21 protein-coding genes and 1 tRNA gene are annotated in these 18,178 nt (G+C 66.3%); 16 read left to right on the top strand and 6 right to left on the bottom strand.

Going from position 1 to position 18,178, the window contains the following annotated elements:
- Nucleotides 1–75: 75 nt before the first annotated feature.
- The 4 genes from LK533_RS06030 (at nt 76) to LK533_RS06015 (ending at nt 5,637) form a co-directional block, all read left to right on the top strand.
- Nucleotides 76–2,652, top strand: a complete 2,577-nt coding sequence (locus tag LK533_RS06030) for a phage tail tape measure protein (protein WP_229361879.1) — start codon at nt 76–78, stop codon at nt 2,650–2,652.
- Nucleotides 2,653–2,655: 3 nt separating this feature from the next.
- Nucleotides 2,656–3,030, top strand: coding sequence for a phage tail protein (locus LK533_RS06025; protein WP_229361878.1), 375 nt, complete (start codon nt 2,656–2,658; stop codon nt 3,028–3,030).
- The gene (locus tag LK533_RS06020) at nt 3,027–4,106 is read left to right on the top strand and encodes a contractile injection system protein, VgrG/Pvc8 family (RefSeq protein WP_229361877.1); all 1,080 of its coding nucleotides are present in this window, start codon (nt 3,027–3,029) and stop codon (nt 4,104–4,106) included. Before LK533_RS06025 ends, LK533_RS06020 begins: the two co-directional genes overlap by 4 nt.
- A gap of 76 nt (nt 4,107–4,182) precedes the next feature.
- Nucleotides 4,183–5,637: a KAP family P-loop NTPase fold protein gene (locus tag LK533_RS06015; RefSeq protein ID WP_229361876.1), complete on the top strand. Its 1,455-nt coding sequence runs from the start codon at nt 4,183–4,185 to the stop codon at nt 5,635–5,637.
- On the opposite strand, the gene LK533_RS06010 is transcribed toward LK533_RS06015, so the two are convergent.
- Nucleotides 5,624–6,376, bottom strand: coding sequence for a TM2 domain-containing protein (locus LK533_RS06010; RefSeq protein WP_229361875.1), 753 nt, complete (start codon nt 6,374–6,376; stop codon nt 5,624–5,626). The genes LK533_RS06015 and LK533_RS06010 overlap by 14 nt on opposite strands.
- Nucleotides 6,377–6,425: 49 nt before the next feature.
- Nucleotides 6,426–6,728 carry a helix-turn-helix domain-containing protein gene (locus tag LK533_RS06005; RefSeq protein ID WP_229361874.1) on the bottom strand — a complete coding sequence of 101 codons (303 nt, stop codon included), beginning with the start codon at nt 6,726–6,728 and terminating at the stop codon, nt 6,426–6,428.
- 103 nt (nt 6,729–6,831) lie between these two features.
- Here LK533_RS06005 and LK533_RS06000 point away from each other — a divergent pair, with 103 nt between their 5' ends.
- From LK533_RS06000 to LK533_RS05950, 11 genes are all read left to right on the top strand, one after another.
- Nucleotides 6,832–7,146, top strand: a complete 315-nt coding sequence (locus LK533_RS06000) for a DNA-binding protein (RefSeq protein ID WP_229361873.1) — start codon at nt 6,832–6,834, stop codon at nt 7,144–7,146.
- 90 nt (nt 7,147–7,236) lie between these two features.
- The gene (locus tag LK533_RS05995; RefSeq protein WP_229361872.1) at nt 7,237–7,731 is read left to right on the top strand and encodes a hypothetical protein; all 495 of its coding nucleotides are present in this window, start codon (nt 7,237–7,239) and stop codon (nt 7,729–7,731) included.
- The gene (locus tag LK533_RS05990) at nt 7,728–8,090 is read left to right on the top strand and encodes an ogr/Delta-like zinc finger family protein (protein ID WP_229361871.1); all 363 of its coding nucleotides are present in this window, start codon (nt 7,728–7,730) and stop codon (nt 8,088–8,090) included. The genes LK533_RS05995 and LK533_RS05990 overlap by 4 nt, the downstream gene beginning before the upstream one ends.
- Nucleotides 8,091–8,174: 84 nt before the next feature.
- A complete protein-coding gene (locus LK533_RS05985) occupies nt 8,175–8,873 on the top strand; it encodes a hypothetical protein (protein ID WP_229361870.1) in 699 nt (232 codons plus the stop codon).
- Nucleotides 8,870–9,151, top strand: coding sequence for a hypothetical protein (locus tag LK533_RS05980; RefSeq protein ID WP_229361869.1), 282 nt, complete (start codon nt 8,870–8,872; stop codon nt 9,149–9,151). Before LK533_RS05985 ends, LK533_RS05980 begins: the two co-directional genes overlap by 4 nt.
- 234 nt (nt 9,152–9,385) lie before the next feature.
- Nucleotides 9,386–9,622, top strand: coding sequence for a hypothetical protein (locus tag LK533_RS05975; RefSeq protein ID WP_229361868.1), 237 nt, complete (start codon nt 9,386–9,388; stop codon nt 9,620–9,622).
- Nucleotides 9,619–10,077, top strand: a complete 459-nt coding sequence (locus tag LK533_RS05970) for a hypothetical protein (protein WP_229361867.1) — start codon at nt 9,619–9,621, stop codon at nt 10,075–10,077. Before LK533_RS05975 ends, LK533_RS05970 begins: the two co-directional genes overlap by 4 nt.
- A 114-nt stretch (nt 10,078–10,191) precedes the next feature.
- Nucleotides 10,192–10,428: a DUF2312 domain-containing protein gene (locus LK533_RS05965; protein WP_229361866.1), complete on the top strand. Its 237-nt coding sequence runs from the start codon at nt 10,192–10,194 to the stop codon at nt 10,426–10,428.
- Nucleotides 10,425–10,619, top strand: coding sequence for a hypothetical protein (locus LK533_RS05960; RefSeq protein ID WP_229361865.1), 195 nt, complete (start codon nt 10,425–10,427; stop codon nt 10,617–10,619). The genes LK533_RS05965 and LK533_RS05960 overlap by 4 nt, the downstream gene beginning before the upstream one ends.
- A 155-nt stretch (nt 10,620–10,774) precedes the next feature.
- Entirely contained in the window at nt 10,775–11,113 is a 339-nt protein-coding gene (locus LK533_RS05955; protein ID WP_229361864.1) for a hypothetical protein, read from the top strand.
- 68 nt (nt 11,114–11,181) lie between these two features.
- Nucleotides 11,182–12,276, top strand: a complete 1,095-nt coding sequence (locus LK533_RS05950; RefSeq protein WP_229361863.1) for a tyrosine-type recombinase/integrase — start codon at nt 11,182–11,184, stop codon at nt 12,274–12,276.
- Between the two features lie 13 nt (nt 12,277–12,289).
- Here LK533_RS05950 and LK533_RS05945 read toward each other — a convergent pair.
- From LK533_RS05945 to lon, 3 genes are all read right to left on the bottom strand, one after another.
- Nucleotides 12,290–12,364 (bottom strand) — tRNA-Val (locus tag LK533_RS05945).
- A 90-nt stretch (nt 12,365–12,454) separates the two neighbouring features.
- Nucleotides 12,455–12,727 (bottom strand): HU family DNA-binding protein, encoded by a 273-nt coding sequence (locus LK533_RS05940; protein ID WP_229361862.1) that lies wholly within the window; start codon nt 12,725–12,727, stop codon nt 12,455–12,457.
- 208 nt (nt 12,728–12,935) lie between these two features.
- Nucleotides 12,936–15,332, bottom strand: a complete 2,397-nt coding sequence (gene lon, locus LK533_RS05935) for an endopeptidase La (protein ID WP_229361861.1) — start codon at nt 15,330–15,332, stop codon at nt 12,936–12,938.
- A gap of 138 nt (nt 15,333–15,470) precedes the next feature.
- On the opposite strand from lon, the gene LK533_RS05930 reads away from it, so the two are divergent.
- Nucleotides 15,471–17,177, top strand: a complete 1,707-nt coding sequence (locus LK533_RS05930) for a M1 family metallopeptidase (protein ID WP_420705827.1) — start codon at nt 15,471–15,473, stop codon at nt 17,175–17,177.
- An 18-nt stretch (nt 17,178–17,195) separates the two neighbouring features.
- Here the strand turns inward: LK533_RS05930 and LK533_RS05925 are convergent, their stop codons facing one another.
- A complete protein-coding gene (locus LK533_RS05925; protein WP_229361860.1) occupies nt 17,196–18,077 on the bottom strand; it encodes an alpha/beta fold hydrolase in 882 nt (293 codons plus the stop codon).
- Nucleotides 18,078–18,178 lie beyond the last annotated feature (101 nt).

Here is an 18,178-nt window from a genome sequence, read left to right as displayed (position 1 = left end):
TTTGCGCCATGTACCCGGCCGATCTGATGCGCTGGCACGATCGCGCGCTGGACCGCGCATCCAAGGAATAGCCGCATGGACCGGACGCTCAGCCTCGCAGTCAAGTTCACCGGGCTCGACAAGCTGAGCGGCCCGCTCAAGAAAATGGCGCTCGGTAGCCGCAACGCTGCTAGGGACGTGGCTAGGACCACGCGCGAGCTCGCGGAGCTCGGCAAGGCGCAGGATCGCCTCGGCCGGCATAAGACGCTGCAAACCGGCCTGCAGGCGAACAACACCAAGCTGGACGAAAGCCGCCGGCGGATCCGCGCGCTCAGCCAGGAAATCGCCCAGGCGGACGCGCCCACCAAACGGCTGAAGAACAGCCTGCTTGCCGCACAGCGCGAAGAGGCCCGGCTAACGGCGTCCGGCGCCAAGCAGGCGGTCCAGCTGCGCGCTCTGCAGGCGGAGATGACCGCCGCCGGCGTCGACACCCGCCGCCTGATCGACCACGAGCGCGAGCTCGCACGGGCGACACATGACACGACCGAGCGCTTGGCCCAGCAGCAGCGCCGGCTCGGTCAGGTCGACGCCCGCCGCGCCCGCGTCGCGCAGGCGGGCGAGATCGGTGGAAAGCTGCAGTCGGCCGGGATCGGCGCCACTGCCGCAGGTGCGGCAATCGGCGCCCCGCTCTTTGCTGCGGCCGAAACTTGGCGGCAGTTTGAAAGCGGCATGACCGACGTCGCTCAGAAGGGCGACACGACGCGTGAGGCGCTGAGCGGCATCGGTGACACGGTGTTGGACATGGGGCCGCAGCTGGGGCAGCTGCCGACGACGCTTCAGCACGGTTTGGACACCCTCGCCGGCTTGGGTATGGCGGTACCGCAGGCCGTTGCGGCGCTTCGTCCGATTGGGGAGACCGCTACGGCGTACAAGGCCGACGTCGACGACCTATCCAACGCGGTCTACGCCGCCACCTCCAACCTGAAGCTGTTCGCCGGCGCTGAAGGCGACGCGGCCGAGCAGCAGCGCCGGACTGCGCAGGCGCTGGACATCATGGCCGTCGCTGGAAAGCGAGGCGGCTTCGAACTTGCCAACATGGCAAAGCACTTTCCGTCCCTGACGGCGCGCGCACAGGCTCTGGGTCAATCCGGCGCCGGCGCGGTCGCGGATCTATCGGCCGCCCTGCAGATCGCGCGTCGCGGTGCCGGCGACGCCGATGAGGCGGCGACCAACGTCCAGAACGTGCTCGCCAAAATCAACATGAAGGACACGATCGACAACTTCAAAAAATTCGGGATCGATCTGCCCAAGGCCCTGAAGCGTGCCTATGGGCAGGGTAAGACCCCGCTTGAAGCGATCGCAGAGTTGACCAACCAGGCGCTGAAAGGTGACCTGAACAGGCTGCCGTTCCTGTTCGGCGACATGCAGGCCCAGGCCGGCATCATCGCCCTCATTCAGAACCTGGAAGACTATAAGCGCATCCGTGCGGAAGCCGCTGGCGCCGGCGACGTAGTCCATCAGGACTTCATCGACCGAATGAACGAAAGCGCCGCGGCGACGAAGGTTTTCGACGCCAGCATGGAAAAGGTCGGCGCAAAGGTTGGTCGCATTGTTGCTCCCCAAATTGACCAATTGAAGCTCAACGTAGCAGGAACGCTTAATAGGTTCATCGAGTGGGGAGACCGCAATCCTGCGCTGTTCAACAGCCTGGTGACCCTCGCCGCGGCCGCCGCCGCCGTGCTCGCGATCGTCGGCCCGCTCGCGATCGCAATCGGGTTCATGGCCCCTGGTTTGGCGATGATGTGGAACGGCATCACCCGCCTGGTGCCGGTGCTCCGGCTTGCCTTCACCGCACTGCGGTTCCTCGGAGGCGGCTTCCTTTGGCTCGCCCGTCTCGCGATGGCCAATCCGTTCCTCGCCCTCATTGGCGGGTTCATCCTCGCCGCCTACCTGATCTACACGCATTGGGACCAGGTGAAGGCGTTCTTTGTCGGCGTATGGCAGGAGATCCGCGCGGCGTTCGCGGGAGGCATCGGCGGCATCGCCGCGCTGATCGTCAACTGGTCGCCGCTCGGCCTGTTCTACCGCGCCTTCGCAGGGGTGATGGGTTGGTTCGGCGTCAGCATGCCCGCCAAGTTCAGCGAATTCGGCAGCAACATCATCTCCGGCCTGATTAACGGTCTGATGAACAAGGCAGGCCAGCTGAAGAGCAAGGTGCTCGGCGTCGCCCGATCGGTCGCCACCTGGTTCAAGACCGCGCTCGGCATCCACTCCCCGAGCCGGGTCTTCATGGGGCTTGGCGGCTTCCTCACCCAGGGGCTGGCGATCGGCGTCGACCGCGGCGCCGCTCAGCCACTCGCCCGGATCCGCAGCGTCGCGGGGCAGATGGCGTCCGCCGGCGCTGAGGCCGGCACGCCGGGCCGCCTGGCGCGATCCGCGCGCACGGTCGCCGGCGCGCTCGCGTTGAGTGGCACTGCCCCCGCACTGGCGGCGTCGCCGGCCGCCGGCGGCTCGGCCGCTGCTACGGGTGGCGCTCCGACCATCAACTACAACACCTACCACATTCGCATCGATGGCGCCGCCGGCGACGTGCGGGCGATGGCGCGCGAGTTGAAGGCGGAGCTCGCGCGGCTCGACGCGCAGGAGCGCACCGCCTCCTACGAGGACGATTGATCCATGTTGCTCGCCTACGGCCTGTTCGTGTTCGAACTCCCCTCCCTGCTTTTCGACGAACTGCAGCGTCGCACCGACTGGCGCCACGCCAGCAACGAGCGCGTGGGCGCGCGTGCTGCCAGCCAGTTCCTAGGCCCAGGCAAGGACCACGTCTCGATCTCGGGCACCTTGCTGCCCGAGGTCGCCGGCAGCTTCGCCTCGATCCGCACCCTGCGCACCATGGCTGACGAGGGCGAGGCATGGCCGCTCACCGCCGGCACCGGCCAGGTTCTCGGCAACTTCGTCCTGGTCGCCCTGGATGAACGGCAGAAATTCTTCACGCTCGACGGCGTCCCGCGGCGCACCGACTTCGTGATCGAGCTCGAGCGCGTGTCGTGAGTCCCGCCCTGCTCACCGCCTCTGGCCCGCTGGCGCGATCGATGTCGAGCGAGCGCCGCCAGAACGTCGCGGATTTTCGCCTGACGATGGACGGCCAGGATTTCACCGATCGCGTGCGCCCGCGCCTGGTCTCGCTGCGCCTGAGCGAAAAGCGTGGCGGCGAGGCGGATGATCTCGACCTGGTGCTGGACGACAGCGACGGCAAGCTGGTGATCCCGCGCAAGGGCGTGCGGATCCACCTGGTGCTCGGGTGGCGGTGCGGCGCGGACGTCAACATCGGCATGGTCGACAAGGGCAGCTTCACCGTCGACGAGGCCAGCTGGGACAGCGCGCCGGACACCATCACCATCCGCGCGCGCTCGGCTGACCTGACCGGCGGCTATCGCGTACGGCGGGAGCGCAGCCACCGCGCTACCACCTTGGGCGCGATCGTCGCCCAGGTCGCGGCGGCGCACGGCTACACGCCCCACGTCGACGCGGCCCTCGCGTCGGTGCCGGTCGACGTCCTGGTGCAGGACCAGCGTTCCGACATGGCGATGATCCGGACGCTCGGCCGCCAGCACGATGCTGTCGCCACGGTGAAGAACGGCCGGCTCATCCTGCAGCGTATCGGCGCCGGCAGCACGAGCTCGGGCCGCGAGCTGCCTACGGCCACCATCCTGCGCAGCGACGTCGATCGCGCGACCTGGCGCACCGTCGATCGCGACGCCTACACCAAGGTGGAGGCGCGCTGGCACGATCAGGACGGCGCAACCCGCAAGACGGTCGCGGCCGACGTCGCCGGCCGGACCGGCGGCAGCGACGACAAGAAGGTGCGCCGGCTGAAGAAGACCTATCACACCGAGGCCGATGCCCGCGCCGCCGCCCAGGCCGAGGCCGGCCGCGTCGCCCGCCGCGGCGCCGAGCTCACACTGGACCTCGGCTTTGGCCGACCCGATCTGTACCCCGAGCAGCGCGTGAAGGTCGCCGGCTTCAAAGCCGCAATCGACGCGGCGGCGTGGATCATCGCCAAGGCAGATCACGCGCTGGACGGCCGCGGCGGGCTCACGACGTCGCTAGGGCTAGAGACTGCCTGACGAGGTCGAACATCGTGACCAGCTTGCTCCATCACCCGATTGCTTCCATTCTCGCACGCTCAGCAAGGGGCATGCAGTGCGAACACCTGAAGAAATCTGGGCTGGAGACCTTTTCGGCCGACGCCAAGAAGCCGAAGACCTTCTCAGTTATTTGGAGGTAGTGACCAAGCGCCCTTCCCTGCGCGAAGACAACGAAGGCTTCGTGATAGCCGTTGATGGTAATTACGGGGAGGGGAAAACATACTTCCTCAAGAGGTTCGCGGAAAACGCGCACAGGTCACACCCTGTCGCCTATATCGATGCATGGCATGACGACCTAAGCGACGATCCGCTAATCGCGCTGATTTCTACCCTTGAACGGGCGCTTGAGCCTTACCTCGACCAGACGCCGCAGCTTAAGGACCGCCTTGCCGAATTCCGTCGAAAAGCTGGCGCCGTCGTCAGGCTGAGCAGCATCGGACTACTGCGGAAAGGCGCCGGCTTGTTATTGGGCGCGATCGCCGTCGATGCCATAGAAGAGGCAGTTGGTGAAACATCCAAGACTGCACACGAACTTGGAATGGAGTCCGCCAAGAACTTAGGCGACACCATCGTGGCGGACGCAGAAAGAGGTATCGCGGACCTGTCAACAGGATCCCTGGCCCAACGCATCCAGAACTTCCGCGAAAGCGAGGCAGCAATCCACGGAATGAAGGCCGGGCTCCGCGCGATCGTCGACACACTGGCGGAGAGCCCACTGCCACCCCCAATCATTATCGTGGTCGACGAGCTCGACCGCTGCCGCCCCACCTACGCCATCAAGTTTCTTGAAGAAGTTAAGCATCTCTTCGACGTTCAAGGGATCGTCTTCGTTCTGGGCATGAACGGCGACCAACTCGCTCACTCGGTGTCGGCGACCTATGGGGCCGGCTTTGCTTCCAAGGCGTATTTGCAGCGGTTCCTCAATCGTCGCTACACCTTAGACCCGGCGCCGATCCAGGCACTCGTGAGACATCTATTTGATGCTCTCAGCTTGCATCGCGGACGGCTTCACTTTCCAGTTTCTACCTCAGAAGAGTCCCGCGGCTACGGCCGCGCGGATGTTCGGGACATGCTGACGCGCTACCTAGAGGCGTACGAAGTAACGGCTCGGGAAACCTTTACCATCATGGAGACGCTCGAAACTTGCTTCGCGTTGACAGGGACCCGTCGGCTCTATCTTGGTTACCTGGTCCCTCTCATCATCAGCCATGTACGTGGTCATACCGGACTTCTAGAAACGTCGCGCAAACCAAACTGGCATTTCCGCCTGCACTACTCGGCGGGAAGCGACGCGGTGGACCGGGACATCGACGGGCTGGCTCAAGACTACGAGAACGCAGTGTTGATGCCACGGGACCAGCTCATCGAGTTGATGAACAATCCGAGCGGAAACACCTATGTTCACAACGAAATTGGGGAGGACCGCTTCAACTACGATGCGGAAAGCCTTGGCAACGCGAGCATGTACAAGAACCTGATCACCAAGGTTTCTCGCTTCAAATCTGCCTGATCTGGTGGCGCAGGGTTTCGGCTCCCGCTGTCCATATTAGAACACGATCCTTTCGAAAGGTTCGTACCGCGTGGCGGTTCAGGCAGAGGCCCTTCACGTAGTAGCGGGTGTCGATCCAGTTGATGATCGTGCGTTCGGTGACGATACCGTCGGCGTCGGCATATTCGAACGACAGCGGCACGGTTCGCTCGACGTCGCCGTTTAGATCCTCGTCGTCCTCATCGTCCCACGGCGACGCCGCTGCCGCTGCCGCTAGTGTCGGTGCTGGCGTTGAAGGCGGCGCCCATGCGGTCTGCGACGGCCTCGGCGCCGGGCCACCAGCAGACGATGCTCCGAAGGCCGGAACGTACGTCGCCTGGGGTTTTGGAGCACGCTTCCACCTGCTGCTGTCGCGATCGGCTCCTCCGCCACGATCTGATCCGGCAGGCGTCGCCCGCGGCTTGGCGCTTTGATTGTAGCCGCGGATCCACCTCGGGATGAGGAAGGCGTCGGCCAGGAGCCATAGCATCACCGCGGCCAGGAGCGCGGCCCCAATGTTGACGTCCGGCACGGCGATACAGGCGATCGTCAACAGCAATTGGCCGACAGCGCTTCTACGCTTCTCCGCATAGAACCGGTGCGCGCCGAATGCGCCCAGGCACAGCCAGAACGCATAGGTGATAGCCACCGACTTGCTTGCGCTGCCGTCCGCCCCGGTACGCCAGGCGCCGCTCGAACCCTCTTCCAACACTCCCGTCATGCCCCTCGCCCGCAAGTACCGCCGCCTCCCGAGAATCCTCGGCAATCATCTACGCCCGTTGGTTCGCCATATGGTTCACAAGCTCGAGGACGATCTGCTGTCCCCGCGCGTCAAGCCGCATGAACTGATCGATCAAAGGTCGTGCCGACTCGGGCAACGCGGCGCCTGCCGCAGCACCTGTAAGAACGAAGGCAACGTCCACACCGCCCTCTTGAAGGCGCAGCATGTAGTCCGAATTGAACGGCGTTCGCTCGGCTTCATATTCCGTCTGACTGTGGCGACTGACGCCGCCCAAACGGCCGAAATCGGCCTGATTCAGTCCCAAGCGCTTCCGCTCGTGGCGCAGACGCAACCCGACGCCTCCGCTCACAGCAGAGCATCCTCGGCAAAGTAATTGACTAGCGCGACAATCCTCGGCATTTTGCACCAACAGTATCCAAGAAGGTGCATTGCACATGATGGCCGATTCGGTCGCGCGAGATTCGATGCAAGGCCCCGCCCCCGCGGGCGGCATCGTCGCGCGCCCGGAACGCTCCATGTCAGAGCGCCGTGACGCGGCGAAGGCGCGCTTCAAGGCACAGGGCGTAACGGTGGCAGACTGGGCGGATGCCCAGGGTTACAACCGCCGCACTGTCTACAAGGTGCTCGGCGGGCGGCTGAACTGCGACTTCGGCATCAGCCACAACATAGCGGTAAAACTCGACATCAAGGATGGCGAGATCAACCCGGCCCACGAACCGCAGCCCACCCTGGCGCTCTCCGATGCTTGATCCTGCTGACCTCATTTCGGTGCATGCAGGTAGCGCGGCGCCCACGGCGCGTCCTTCGCGATCGGCGCGCGCTTTTGCGGTGACGGCACGATGACCAAGCAGCGTCCACCGCTCAGTTTCGAGCAAGCGATCGCGCGGATTGCCGGTCTGCTGGGCTGGGAAGAAGCCGCCGGTTTAATCGGTAAGAAGGGCAAGACCCTGCGCGACTACGGGGATCCCGACGTCGCGACGGGCATCTGCCTGGCGGACGCCTTCACCCTGGACTGCGCCTATCGCGCGGCAGGTGGCGAAGGCTTGCCGATCCTGCAGACCTACATGTTCCGTTCGGAGGTCGAGGCAGCGACCCCCGGACATGACCCCGAGGCGCTCGCGCGCCTCGCCTCGATCGCAGCGAAGGAGGCCGGCGACGCGATCGCCCACCTCATCGCAGCAACGCGACCGGGCGCCTCCCCTGCCGATCTGGCGCTGGCAAAGCGTGAGACTGAGCAGGCGATGACCGCCCTCAGCCACACCCTGCCGATGCTGGATGCCCCGGGGGGGGCGTCGGTCGCCAGGGTGCAGCCCCAAGGGGGGGCATCCAAGTGAAGAGCCACGTCCCACACCAGCAGAAGATCGGTTTCGCCTGCCCGCACTGCCAAGGTCCCACGCGCTCGCGTACGAGCCGCGCGGTAAGTGAGTATTTCCGCCAGGCGGTGATCGCCTGCCTCGACGCCGAGAACTGCGGCGCCAGCTTCGCCGTCGACCACGTCATCACCCACCAGCTTTCGCCGTCGCTGACCCCGAACCCCAAGGTTCTGACCGGGCTGAAGCAGACGCCGATCCGTGCTCGCGTACCCGCCAACGATACCCACCCGCTCGCCCCCGGCGAGATCCTTTCAGGCGGCCCGGAGGTGCCGCCGCCGGCCGCCAACGACGACACCACGGCCGACGCGCAGATCCTCTAGCCGCTCACCGTTCCCTTTCCCAACCGACCGACCCGCCGAACCCCTCACCGGCGGGAACAGTCCCCCTTTGTCCGGAGAGAAGCCATGTCGAACGATCCTCCCTCACCCGCTCCCGTCCCCGTCAAAGTTGCCCGCCCCGCGCCCTTCACGGCCGGCGACTATCTGTGCCTGCGCCGCCAGGCGGCAGGTCTGACGATCGCGCAGGTCGTCGGCCGGCTGTCGTTCGGCCCCTCCCCGCTGGCCGAGAAGCTGATCGCGGCCGCCGAGCGCAATGATCGTCCGCTCACCGATAACGGGCTCGAGCAGCTATTCGCCATCTTCCAGTTCGACCCCTTCGTGTACCGCTGCCTTCGCGACGGCATCCCGTCCGGCCGGATCTGTCGCGGCTGCGGCTGCAGCTGGAACGACGCCTGCATCGTCGGAGGTATCCCCTGCTCCTGGACTGGGCGGAGGGGTGATGGTGAGGACTGCTGCACCCGCTGCACCGGCGAGATTGCCGAAGACGGTACCCGCACCACGTTGCTGGCCTTCATCGAGCTCGCGGCCGGCAACGCGGCTGAACCGATCCCCGTTCTGATTGATCGTCTTGGCGATCGGCTGCGCGAGGTGACCGGGCGCTTCCAAGGCGTCCACGCCATTCAGATCGCGGACGAGGTGGGCGAGACCGAGGACATGAGGGGGCTCGCTATCGCCGTGCTCGAGCACGCCCGTCCTGGCTTGCCCCACACCCGCACCTTGCGCTTTGTGCCGGCGGCCGCGCTCGACCTCGGCGGTGCGCTGTGAACCCCCTTCCCGTCGTCCAGGAGCGCGCCGCCGCTGCTCCGGCCGCCGACACCCCCTTCCCCGCCCGCGCGTGCCCTGTCGCGCGGCCGCCGCGTCCTCGGCGGGTGCCCGACTGGCGAAAGGCAGATCGCCAGCTGGTGCATGCGGGGGCAGTTCACGGCGCATGGCTGATCCCGACCGGGCGCACGCGCCGGGCGCTCGAAACCGCCGTGCCGATCGCGATCGCCGCGCTCGGCGCGGCCCAGCTGGTGTCGATGGTATGGAGGATCGCCGCATGATCGCTGGCGTGCGCCGCAGCGCTGCTGATCACCGACCCGCCGCAGGCAGGCGGCGGGCCGGGATCGTCCAAATCCCCTCACAGGACCGGAGAGGCGCGCAGGCTACCACCAACTCGCGCCAGAGCAAGAACGAAAAGGGGACACCCCCCCGGCGGCGCGTTCCCCCTGAAGCGCTGGCGCGTGTCGGTAGAATGGGCGTCGGGATCCGCCGCCTGCGTGAGCAGGAGCTCGCCAATGGCTGATCAACGTCTGATTGTCGCGGCCGCCGGACGTGCGAAGCGCCAGTACATCGCTGTCGAGAATGCCGGCATGGTGGGCGAGCACGACGTGGGCACGTTCGGCACCGCATGGGCGGCTCAGGCGTGGATCGAGCGCACCTACTCGGCAGCCGAACGGGACCGGAACGCGCCCAGGTGCCTCTACCCAGAGGTTTGTGTCGAGGAAGACGGCGTCCGGAGCTATCAGCTATGACTGCGGCTCACGAAGCCCCCGACGCGGCAGGGATCCCGCAGGCCGACGCCAACGAGGCGCGCTTCCGCAAGCTGCTCGAGCGCATCGCCCGCTGGACCGAAGCCGAGGTGGCATGCGCTTCGCCGGCCCAAGTCCGCCACGTCGCGCAGCTGGTGCTCGATGGCGCGGACCCGACCTATCCTCCCTCCGCCGATCCTACTCGAAAGCACGAAGATGCGGAGGTCACCCGGCTACGCGAGCACATCATCCATGTTCAGACCCGCATCGAAGACGGGCGCGAGCTCGGCGAAACCGTCTGGCGTCTCACCCTGGAGGACATTGTGCGTGAAAATCGCGCCGCCCTGGCCGGTGCTCCGCAGATCATGGCGGACGCGGATGCGACGACGAAGCGCAACCCACTGACGGGTCAGCCGTACCTCAGCATGCGCGACGCCTTCGATGCGGAAAGCGGGTGACGCGCCATGCCTGATCCACGCGAGGCTGAAGCCTCCGAAATCGCCCAGCGCATCTTCGTCGCTCTGTGCCTTCTCGTCGCCGCTGGCGTCGCCCTTCTGATCTGGAGCTAATCCATGTCCGACAACATTTCGGCCGAGCAGCTGCGCCTGCTGATCGAGCGCATCGAGCGGCTCGAGGAAGAGAAGAAGGGCATCAGCGACGACATCAAGGATGTCTACGCCGAGGCGAAGTCCACCGGCTTCGACGTCAAGACCATGCGCAACATCGTCCGCCTGCGCCGCATGGAGAAACACCACCGCGACGAGGCGGACATGCTGCTTGAGACCTACAAGCAAGCCCTGGGCATATGACCGAGCGAGCCGGATTGGTGGCGGGCGATCGCGTGCTGTTCCTCGGCCTCGGCCCGCGCAACCGGCACGGCGACGTCGTGGCCGTGATGCGGCGCGGCTTCGCCTCCGTCCGGTTCGACCGCGGCCGCCCGATCCTGACGCTCGTCAAGGATCTGCACCCGATCCCTCGCCGTCCTGCGGACATGTGGTGAGTGGTGAAGTTCGCTCCCACTCCGCAGCGCTGCCGCTGCCCAGAGTGCCAGTCGCTGGACGGCCGGCATCCGGGCGAAGGACAGCAGCTGTGCCTCATCCCGCCCCCCAAGAACCGCAAGCGCCGGCGGCGCCCCCCAGCAGAAGGAAAGACCGGATGAACGCCCCATCCATCACCCGGCTCGACCACCGCCTCAGTCGAGCCGCCGAGACCGGCAGGGGGATCCGGCTTGAGCCGGCCGACCTCGACCTGCTCGCCAGCCTCGGGCTTTTTCGCCTGACCCACGAAGCCAAGACCAAGTACATTGAGGAACAGACACGATGCCGGGACGCCCGCCGCCGCTCTATCGCCGCGGGAAATATTGGGTCGACAAGCTCCGCCGCGCGGACGGTTCCGAACGTTCGCCTCGTTGGTATGTCTTCTGGTACGACCCCGAAGCGCGACGCGAGGCAAGCGCATCAACGGGCACTGACGACGCCGATCAAGCGATCGTAGCATGCGACCGGCGTTACCTTGCTGATCGCGATGAAGCGCCCGCCTTCTGCTACGTCTGTGGCCAACCCTTGGCATCGGCCGCCGCCTATCTGCTGAGCGACGCGATCGCCGACTACCGTCTCGAGTGGGGCGACCTGCAGGCGTCGGCCGATACCATTCGTGCGCGCCTCAAGCACGTCCTCGACTTCCTCCAGGCAGAGGAAGCCCGCGCCGGCATGTTCGGCCTGGAGACCAGCTGCGCAGTTGCCTGCGGCACACCGTTCATTGCCGCCTTCCGCGCCTGGTCGAAGGACCAGCCCGTGGTGTGGCGCAACAAGAAGGGCGAGATCACAACCTCGCGCCCGCGATCGGCGGCAAGCACCGAGGAGTCGGTGCTGCAGCTGTCGGCCGTGCTCAACCATGCGGCCGACGCGGATCCGCCGCGATCGGAGCGCCGGCCTGTGTACAAGCCACTGCCGCGCAAGCAGGTATCTCGCCCCCGTCGCCACCGCGTCGACGTGCCGGTTCTGGCGCGCATGGTCCGCTATGCGGCCGAACCCGGTAAAAGGCGGGCATCGCTGCACGCCTTTCTGGTGGGCTCGATCTGCACCCTCGCCCGGCCGGACGCAGTCGTCGACATCTGCGTCGCGCCCGAACGCGAACAATGGTTTCCCGAGTCGCCGACGATCGACCTGAACCCGTTCGGTCGCGCGCAAACCAAGAAGTTTCGCCCGACCCTCCCCGTCCTGCCGGTGCTAGCGGAATGGCTCGCGGCAGAGCTCGCCGTCTATGAGAAGCTGGACCGCACCGATCGCGCGGGGGCCGGCTACCTGGTCAACTACTTCGGCCGGCCTGTGCAGGACGTCGACACGTCCTGGCGGACGATGCTCGAGGAGCTCCGCCTCCCCGTCGGGCGTGAATGGAAGCCGTACATCCTGCGGCACAGCCTCGCGACGATCCTGCGCAACCGCGGCGTGGCGAAGTGGGACCTGCAGGGCTTCATGGGTCACGGCGCCGGCAGCACGACCGAGATCTACGCGATCGGCCGGTTCGACACCGTGCGAGCGGCGCTTGAGGAAGTCATCGGCGAAATTGATGCGGCCGCGCCTGGCGCGATGCGCAGAACCTGCGCCGAAGTCTCGCTATCCGGCCCTTCGAAGGAGGTCCTAAAAATGACCGGATAGCAATGACTTAACCTGGTGGGCGCGGCTGGGATTGAACCAGCGACCCCTGCGGTGTGAACACAGTGCTCTACCACTGAGCTACGCGCCCGTGCGCCTTGCGGCGAAACCGGGAAGCGGGCCTTTAGGCGGTGGAAACCGGGCTGTCCAGCCCCTTCGCCTCAAAAACCCGCAAGGTCGATCAGTTGACCGAATCCTTCAGGCCCTTGCCCGCCTTGAACTTGGGCTGCGAGGATGCCTTGATCGTCATCGGCTCGCCGGTGCGCGGGTTGCGGCCGGTGGACGCCTTGCGCTTGCTGACGGAGAAGGTGCCGAAACCGACCAGACGCACTTCGTCACCCTTCTTGAGCGCGGCCGAGATGGACTCGAACACCGCTTCGACCGCCTTTATCGCATCGCCGCGGCCCAGCCCCGACAGATCGGCGACCTGACCGATCAGCTCCTGCTTGTTCATTCGTTCAAACCCCTTTTTGTCGTTGGGGAGCAGGGCACGGCAAAGCCGACCGCCCCCCCGGCAGCGGGGTCAGTTAATGCGTCTCCCCCCACCCCTGTCAAAGCAATTCGCCGCGCTTTGGCCCGCGGAGCTGCCACCCAACCGCATGGAGTGCCTGGGCGGACGGGTGCGATGTCTCGCATCCCGCCCGCCCCCAGCAGAGGCCGGATCAGTGGTGGCGCACCTCGCCGATGCCGGGAACTGCGGCCGGCGGCTGCACGGCAAGCTCGTCCGCGTCGGTCCAGTCGATCGCCTCCAGCGGGCCGGTGAGCGCCAGGCGAAGCACCTCGTCGACATGGCTGACGGGCACGATCTCCAGCGTCTCGCGGATGTTCGCCGGGATCTCCGCCAGATCCTTCTCGTTCTCCTGCGGGATCAGCACCGTCTTGATGCCGCCGCGCAGGGCCGCGAGCAGCTTTTCCTTCAGTCCGCCGATCGGCAGCACGCGGCCGCGCAGCGTCACTTCGCCGGTCATCGCCACCTCACGCCGCACCGGCACGCCGGTCAGCGTCGAAACGATCGAGGTCACCAGGCCGATGCCTGCCGACGGACCATCCTTGGGCACCGCACCTTCGGGAAGGTGGACGTGGACGTCCTTGCGATGGAACAGGCTGGGCTTGATGCCATAGGTCGGCGCCCGCGCCTTGACGAAGCTCATCGCTGCCTCGACCGACTCCTTCATCACGTCGCCCAGCTTGCCGGTCGTCTTGATCGCACCCTTGCCGGGCACGGTCACGGACTCGATCGTGAGCAGTTCGCCGCCCACTTCGGTCCAGGCGAGGCCGGTGACGGCACCGATCTGGTGCTCCTCCTCGCCAACGCCGAAGCGGTACTTCTGAACGCCTGCAAACTCATGCAGGTTCTCCGGCGTCACGGTGACGCTCTCCGCCTTGCCCTCCAGGATGCGACGCAGCGCCTTCCGCGCGAGCTTGGCAATCTCACGCTCCAGCGTGCGGACGCCGGCCTCGCGGGTATAGTAGCGGATCAGGTCGCGCAGGCCTTCGTTGGTGAGTGCGAACTCGCCTTCCTTCAGCCCATGTGCGTCGATCTGCTTGGCGATCAGATGGCGCTCGGCGATCTCGACCTTCTCGTCCTCGGTATAGCCCTCCAGCCGGATGATCTCCATGCGGTCGAGCAGCGGCTGCGGCAGGTTGAGCGAGTTCGCCGTGCACACGAACATCACGTCCGAAAGATCGATGTCGATCTCCAGATAATGGTCGTTGAACTTGGCGTTCTGCTCCGGATCGAGCACTTCCAGGAGCGCCGAGGCGGGATCGCCGCGGAAATCCTGGCCGAGCTTGTCGATCTCGTCGAGCAGGAACAGCGGATTGCTTGCCCCTGCCTTGCGCAGGTTGGTGACGATCTTGCCCGGCAGCGAGCCGATGTACGTACGCCGATGGCCGCGAATCTCGGCCTCGTCACGCACGCCGCCCAGCGACTGGCGGATGAACTCGCGGCCGGTCGCCTTCGCGATCGACTTGCCGAGCGAGGTCTTGCCGACGCCCGGCGGGCCGACGAGGCACAGGATCGGCCCCTTCAGCTTGTTGGTGCGCGCCTGGACCGCGAGATATTCGACGATCCGGTCCTTCACCTTCTCCAGCGCATAATGGTCCTGGTCGAGCACGGCCTGTGCGGTCGGCAGGTCCTTCTTGAGCTTGGAACGCTTGCCCCAGGGCAGCCCCAGCAGCACGTCCAGGTAGTTGCGCACGACGGTTGCCTCAGCCGACATCGGCGCCATGGTCTTGAGCTTCTTGAGCTCCGCGGTCGCCTTGGTACGCGCTTCCTTCGACAGCTTGAGGGTCGCGATCTTCTGGGTCAGCTCGGCGACCTCGTCGCCCTCGCCTTCCTCGCCCTCGTTGCCGAGCTCGCGCTGGATCGCCTTCAACTGCTCGTTGAGGTAATATTCGCGCTGCGTCTTCTCCATCTGCCGCTTCACGCGACTGCGGATCTTCTTCTCGACCTGGAGCACGCCCAGCTCGCCTTCCATGAAGGCGAACACCATCTCCAGCCGCTTGACCGGATCTGCCTCGACCAGCAGCGTCTGCTTGTCGGCGACCTTGACCGCGATGTTGCCCGCGACCGCATCCGCCAGCCGCGACGGATCCTCCAGCTCGCCGAGCTGGCCTGCCGTCTCGGACGGCAGCTTGCGGTTGAGCTTGGCATAGTTCTCGAACTGGTCGACCACCGAGCGCATCAGCGCCTGGACCTCGGCGCCTTCGGCAGCGACGTCCTCGGCCGGGGCGACGCTTGCGGTCAGGAAGCCGTCGGTCTCTTCAAGCGTTTCAAGGGACGCGCGCTCCTTGCCCGACACCAGCACGCGCACGGTGCCGTCCGGCAGCTTCAACAGCTGCAGCACTTCGGCGGTCACGCCCATGTCGTACAGGTCGTCGCGGCTGGGATCGTCCTGGGCGGGATCGAGCTGGGCGACCAGGAAGATCTCCTTGTCGGCCGCCATCGCCGCTTCCAACGCCGCGACCGACTTGTCGCGGCCCACGAACAGCGGAACGATCATGTGCGGGAAGACGACGATGTCGCGCAGCGGCAGGACAGGATAGGACTTGTTCATGCAAACTCCGGCAGCGCCGGACGCCGGCGCCTTTCCGCATATATGGGGATGTGGCGCGGCGGCATCAATCGCGGTTCTCCCGTAAGGATCCCGTTGCGGTCGCTTGTCGGCCACTGCCCCGTCGCGCATGAGGGGACCATGCTGAAGATCGCCGCGTTGCTGCTTCCCCTGCTCCTCCCCCTCGCCGCCGACGCCCAGCAGATCGAAAAGGGCATGCCCCCGATCAGCGCGCAGACCAAACGATCGGGCGGGCAGCTGAGCGCGGAGCGAGCGGCGCTGCGGCTGCAGACGGCCGATCTTGCGATCGAAGTGCTGCCCAGCCGCCAGCAGTTGTCGGGGCTCGCAACGCTGGAGCTGCGAACGCTCGCCCCAGTGCAGCAGCTACGCCTCGATCTCGACACCAACCTGCCGGTTTCCGAAGTGGCGCTCGACGGCAGGACCCTGCCGCGCCGCGCGTGGAACCACGCCGATGGCGTCCTGACGGTCGTCCCCGGTGAGCCGCTTGCAGCCGGCGCCAGCGTGTCGCTGCGTATCCGCTATGCCGGAACGCCGCATGTGGCGGTGCGCGCGCCCTGGGACGATGGCCTGGTCTGGTCGCAGGCACCCGGCGGCGCGCCCTGGGTGGCGACCACGGCGCAGGGCTATGGCTGCGACCTGTTCTGGCCGTGCCTCGACTTCCCACAGGGCGAGCCGGCGGTGGTCACCCTCCACATCACCGTGCCCAAGGGGCTGAAGGCTCCGTCGAACGGCGTGCTGCTGGGCGTAGATCGTCGCAGCGATGGGCGCACCACCTGGAACTGGCGCGCAACAACCATCAACCCCTATGACGTGGCGCTCAACGTCGGCCCCTATGCCGAGCTGTCGGGCAGCTATGCCAGCCGCTTCGGCAACCGCGTGCCGCTCCATTACTGGTATCTGCCAGGCAAGGAGGCGCAGGCGAAGCGCCTGTTCGCCGAATTCGCGCCGACGCTCGACTTTTTCGAAACGCTGATCGGCCCCTTCCCCTTCGGCGCCGAGAAGCTGGGCGTGGTCGAGACTCCGCACATGGGCATGGAGCACCAGACCATCAACGCCTACGGCAACAACTATGCCCAGGCGCCCGAGGGCTTCGACTGGCTGTTCCAGCACGAGCTGAGCCACGAATGGTTCGGCAACCAGATGACGGCGGCCGACTGGGACGACTTCTGGCTGCACGAGGGGTTCGGCCAGTACATGCAACCGCTCTACGGCCGCTGGCGCGAGGGCGAGGCGCGCTATGCGGCGATGATGGCGCAGCAGCGCCTGCGCATCTTCAACAAGGCGCCGCTGGTGTCCGGCACCTCCCGCACAAGCGAGGAGGTTTATGAGGATGGCAACGGCGGCCCCGGGATCGACATCTACTTCAAGGGCGCGTGGGTGCTCCACAGCTTGCGCAACCTGATCGGCGACGTCGCCTTCTTCGACGCCACCCGCCGGCTGGTCTATGGCCGCCCCGATCCGCGGCCGGGCAACTTCGCCCCACGCTTCGCCACCACGCCCGAGTTCGAGCAGCTGGCGGCGCAGGCCGCCGGCCGCGACCTGGACTGGTTCTTCGGCGTCTACCTGCATGAGGCAGCACTGCCGGAGCTGATCGACACCCGCGAAGGCAACCAGCTTCACCTGCGCTGGAAGACGCCGAACGACCGGCCCTTCCCCATGCCGGTGGAGGTGCAGGTCGACGGCCGCGTGGAGACGGTCGCGATGCCGGGCAACCAAGGCAGCCTGGCGGTCCCGGCCGGAGCGCACATCGTGCTGGACCCGATGGCCCGCATCCTCCGCCGCTCGGAAGCGATCGAACGCTATCAGGCGGAGCAGGCGGCGAAATAGGCTACGGCAACTCCGGCCTCAGCGACCTTCCCGCAGCCATTCGATCACGCGCCTGCTGATCCGCTCGGGCTGCTCCAGGTGGAGCCAGTGGCTCGCGTCCGCGACGAACTCGAGCGTTCCCTGGTCTGAGAGCGCCAGCGCTGCCTCGGCAACATGCGCTTCCAGCGCGACGTCGTGCTCGGCCCACAGGATCAGCGTCGGCGGGGCGATCCGCGCCGGCTCCTTGCCCGCCGCCCGGTCGCGCAGCGCGCGATAGTAGTTGAGCATCGCGGTCAAGGAACCGTCGTGGCTCCAGGCCTCGACATAGCGGTCGAGCGCACCCGGCTCGAACGCGCCCGGCTTCGCACTGCCCTGCATCATCGTCTTCAAGCCAGCGAAATCAAAGGCGCCGAGTGTCGCTTCCGGAAGCCACGGCAGCTGGAAGAAAGCAGCGTAGGTGCTTCTCAGTGCCTGCGTCGGATGCTTGAGCATCTGCCTGCCCCAGGTGTCGGGATGGGGGCCGTCCATCACCACGACCCGCTTCAGCCGGCCGGGATAGTTCGCGGCCACCCACCAGGTGATCACAGCGCCCCAGTCGTGGCCCACCAGATCGAAGCGGTCGGCGCCAAACGCATCGGCGAGCGCCACCACATCCGCGGCGAGCGTGTCGATGTGATAGGCGGCAATCTCCTGCGGCCGATCGCTGCGGTTGTAGCCACGCTGATCGGGAACGACGACGTGATAGCCTGCCTGGGCGAACGGCGTGATCTGGTGGCGCCACGCCCACCAGAATTCCGGAAAGCCGTGCAGCAGGACCAGCAACGGGTTGCCCGGGTCGCCCGCCTCGACCACGTGCAGGGCCACGCCGTTGACGGTGCGGGTCGACTCCCGCCAGCCGGGTTGGAGCAGCGTTTCGGCCATGTTGCTCTCCCTTATCTCAGAAATCGGTGGGAGAACGCCCGCGGAGCCGATCGGTGTCGGCCGAACACTTCAGAGTGTGACGACGTTGCGTGTACCCGTTT

The sequence above is a fragment of the Sphingomonas sp. PL-96 genome (genome assembly GCF_020707215.1).
Classification (GTDB): domain Bacteria; phylum Pseudomonadota; class Alphaproteobacteria; order Sphingomonadales; family Sphingomonadaceae; genus Sphingomonas.
This window is presented reverse-complemented; position numbering and strand designations above follow the sequence as displayed.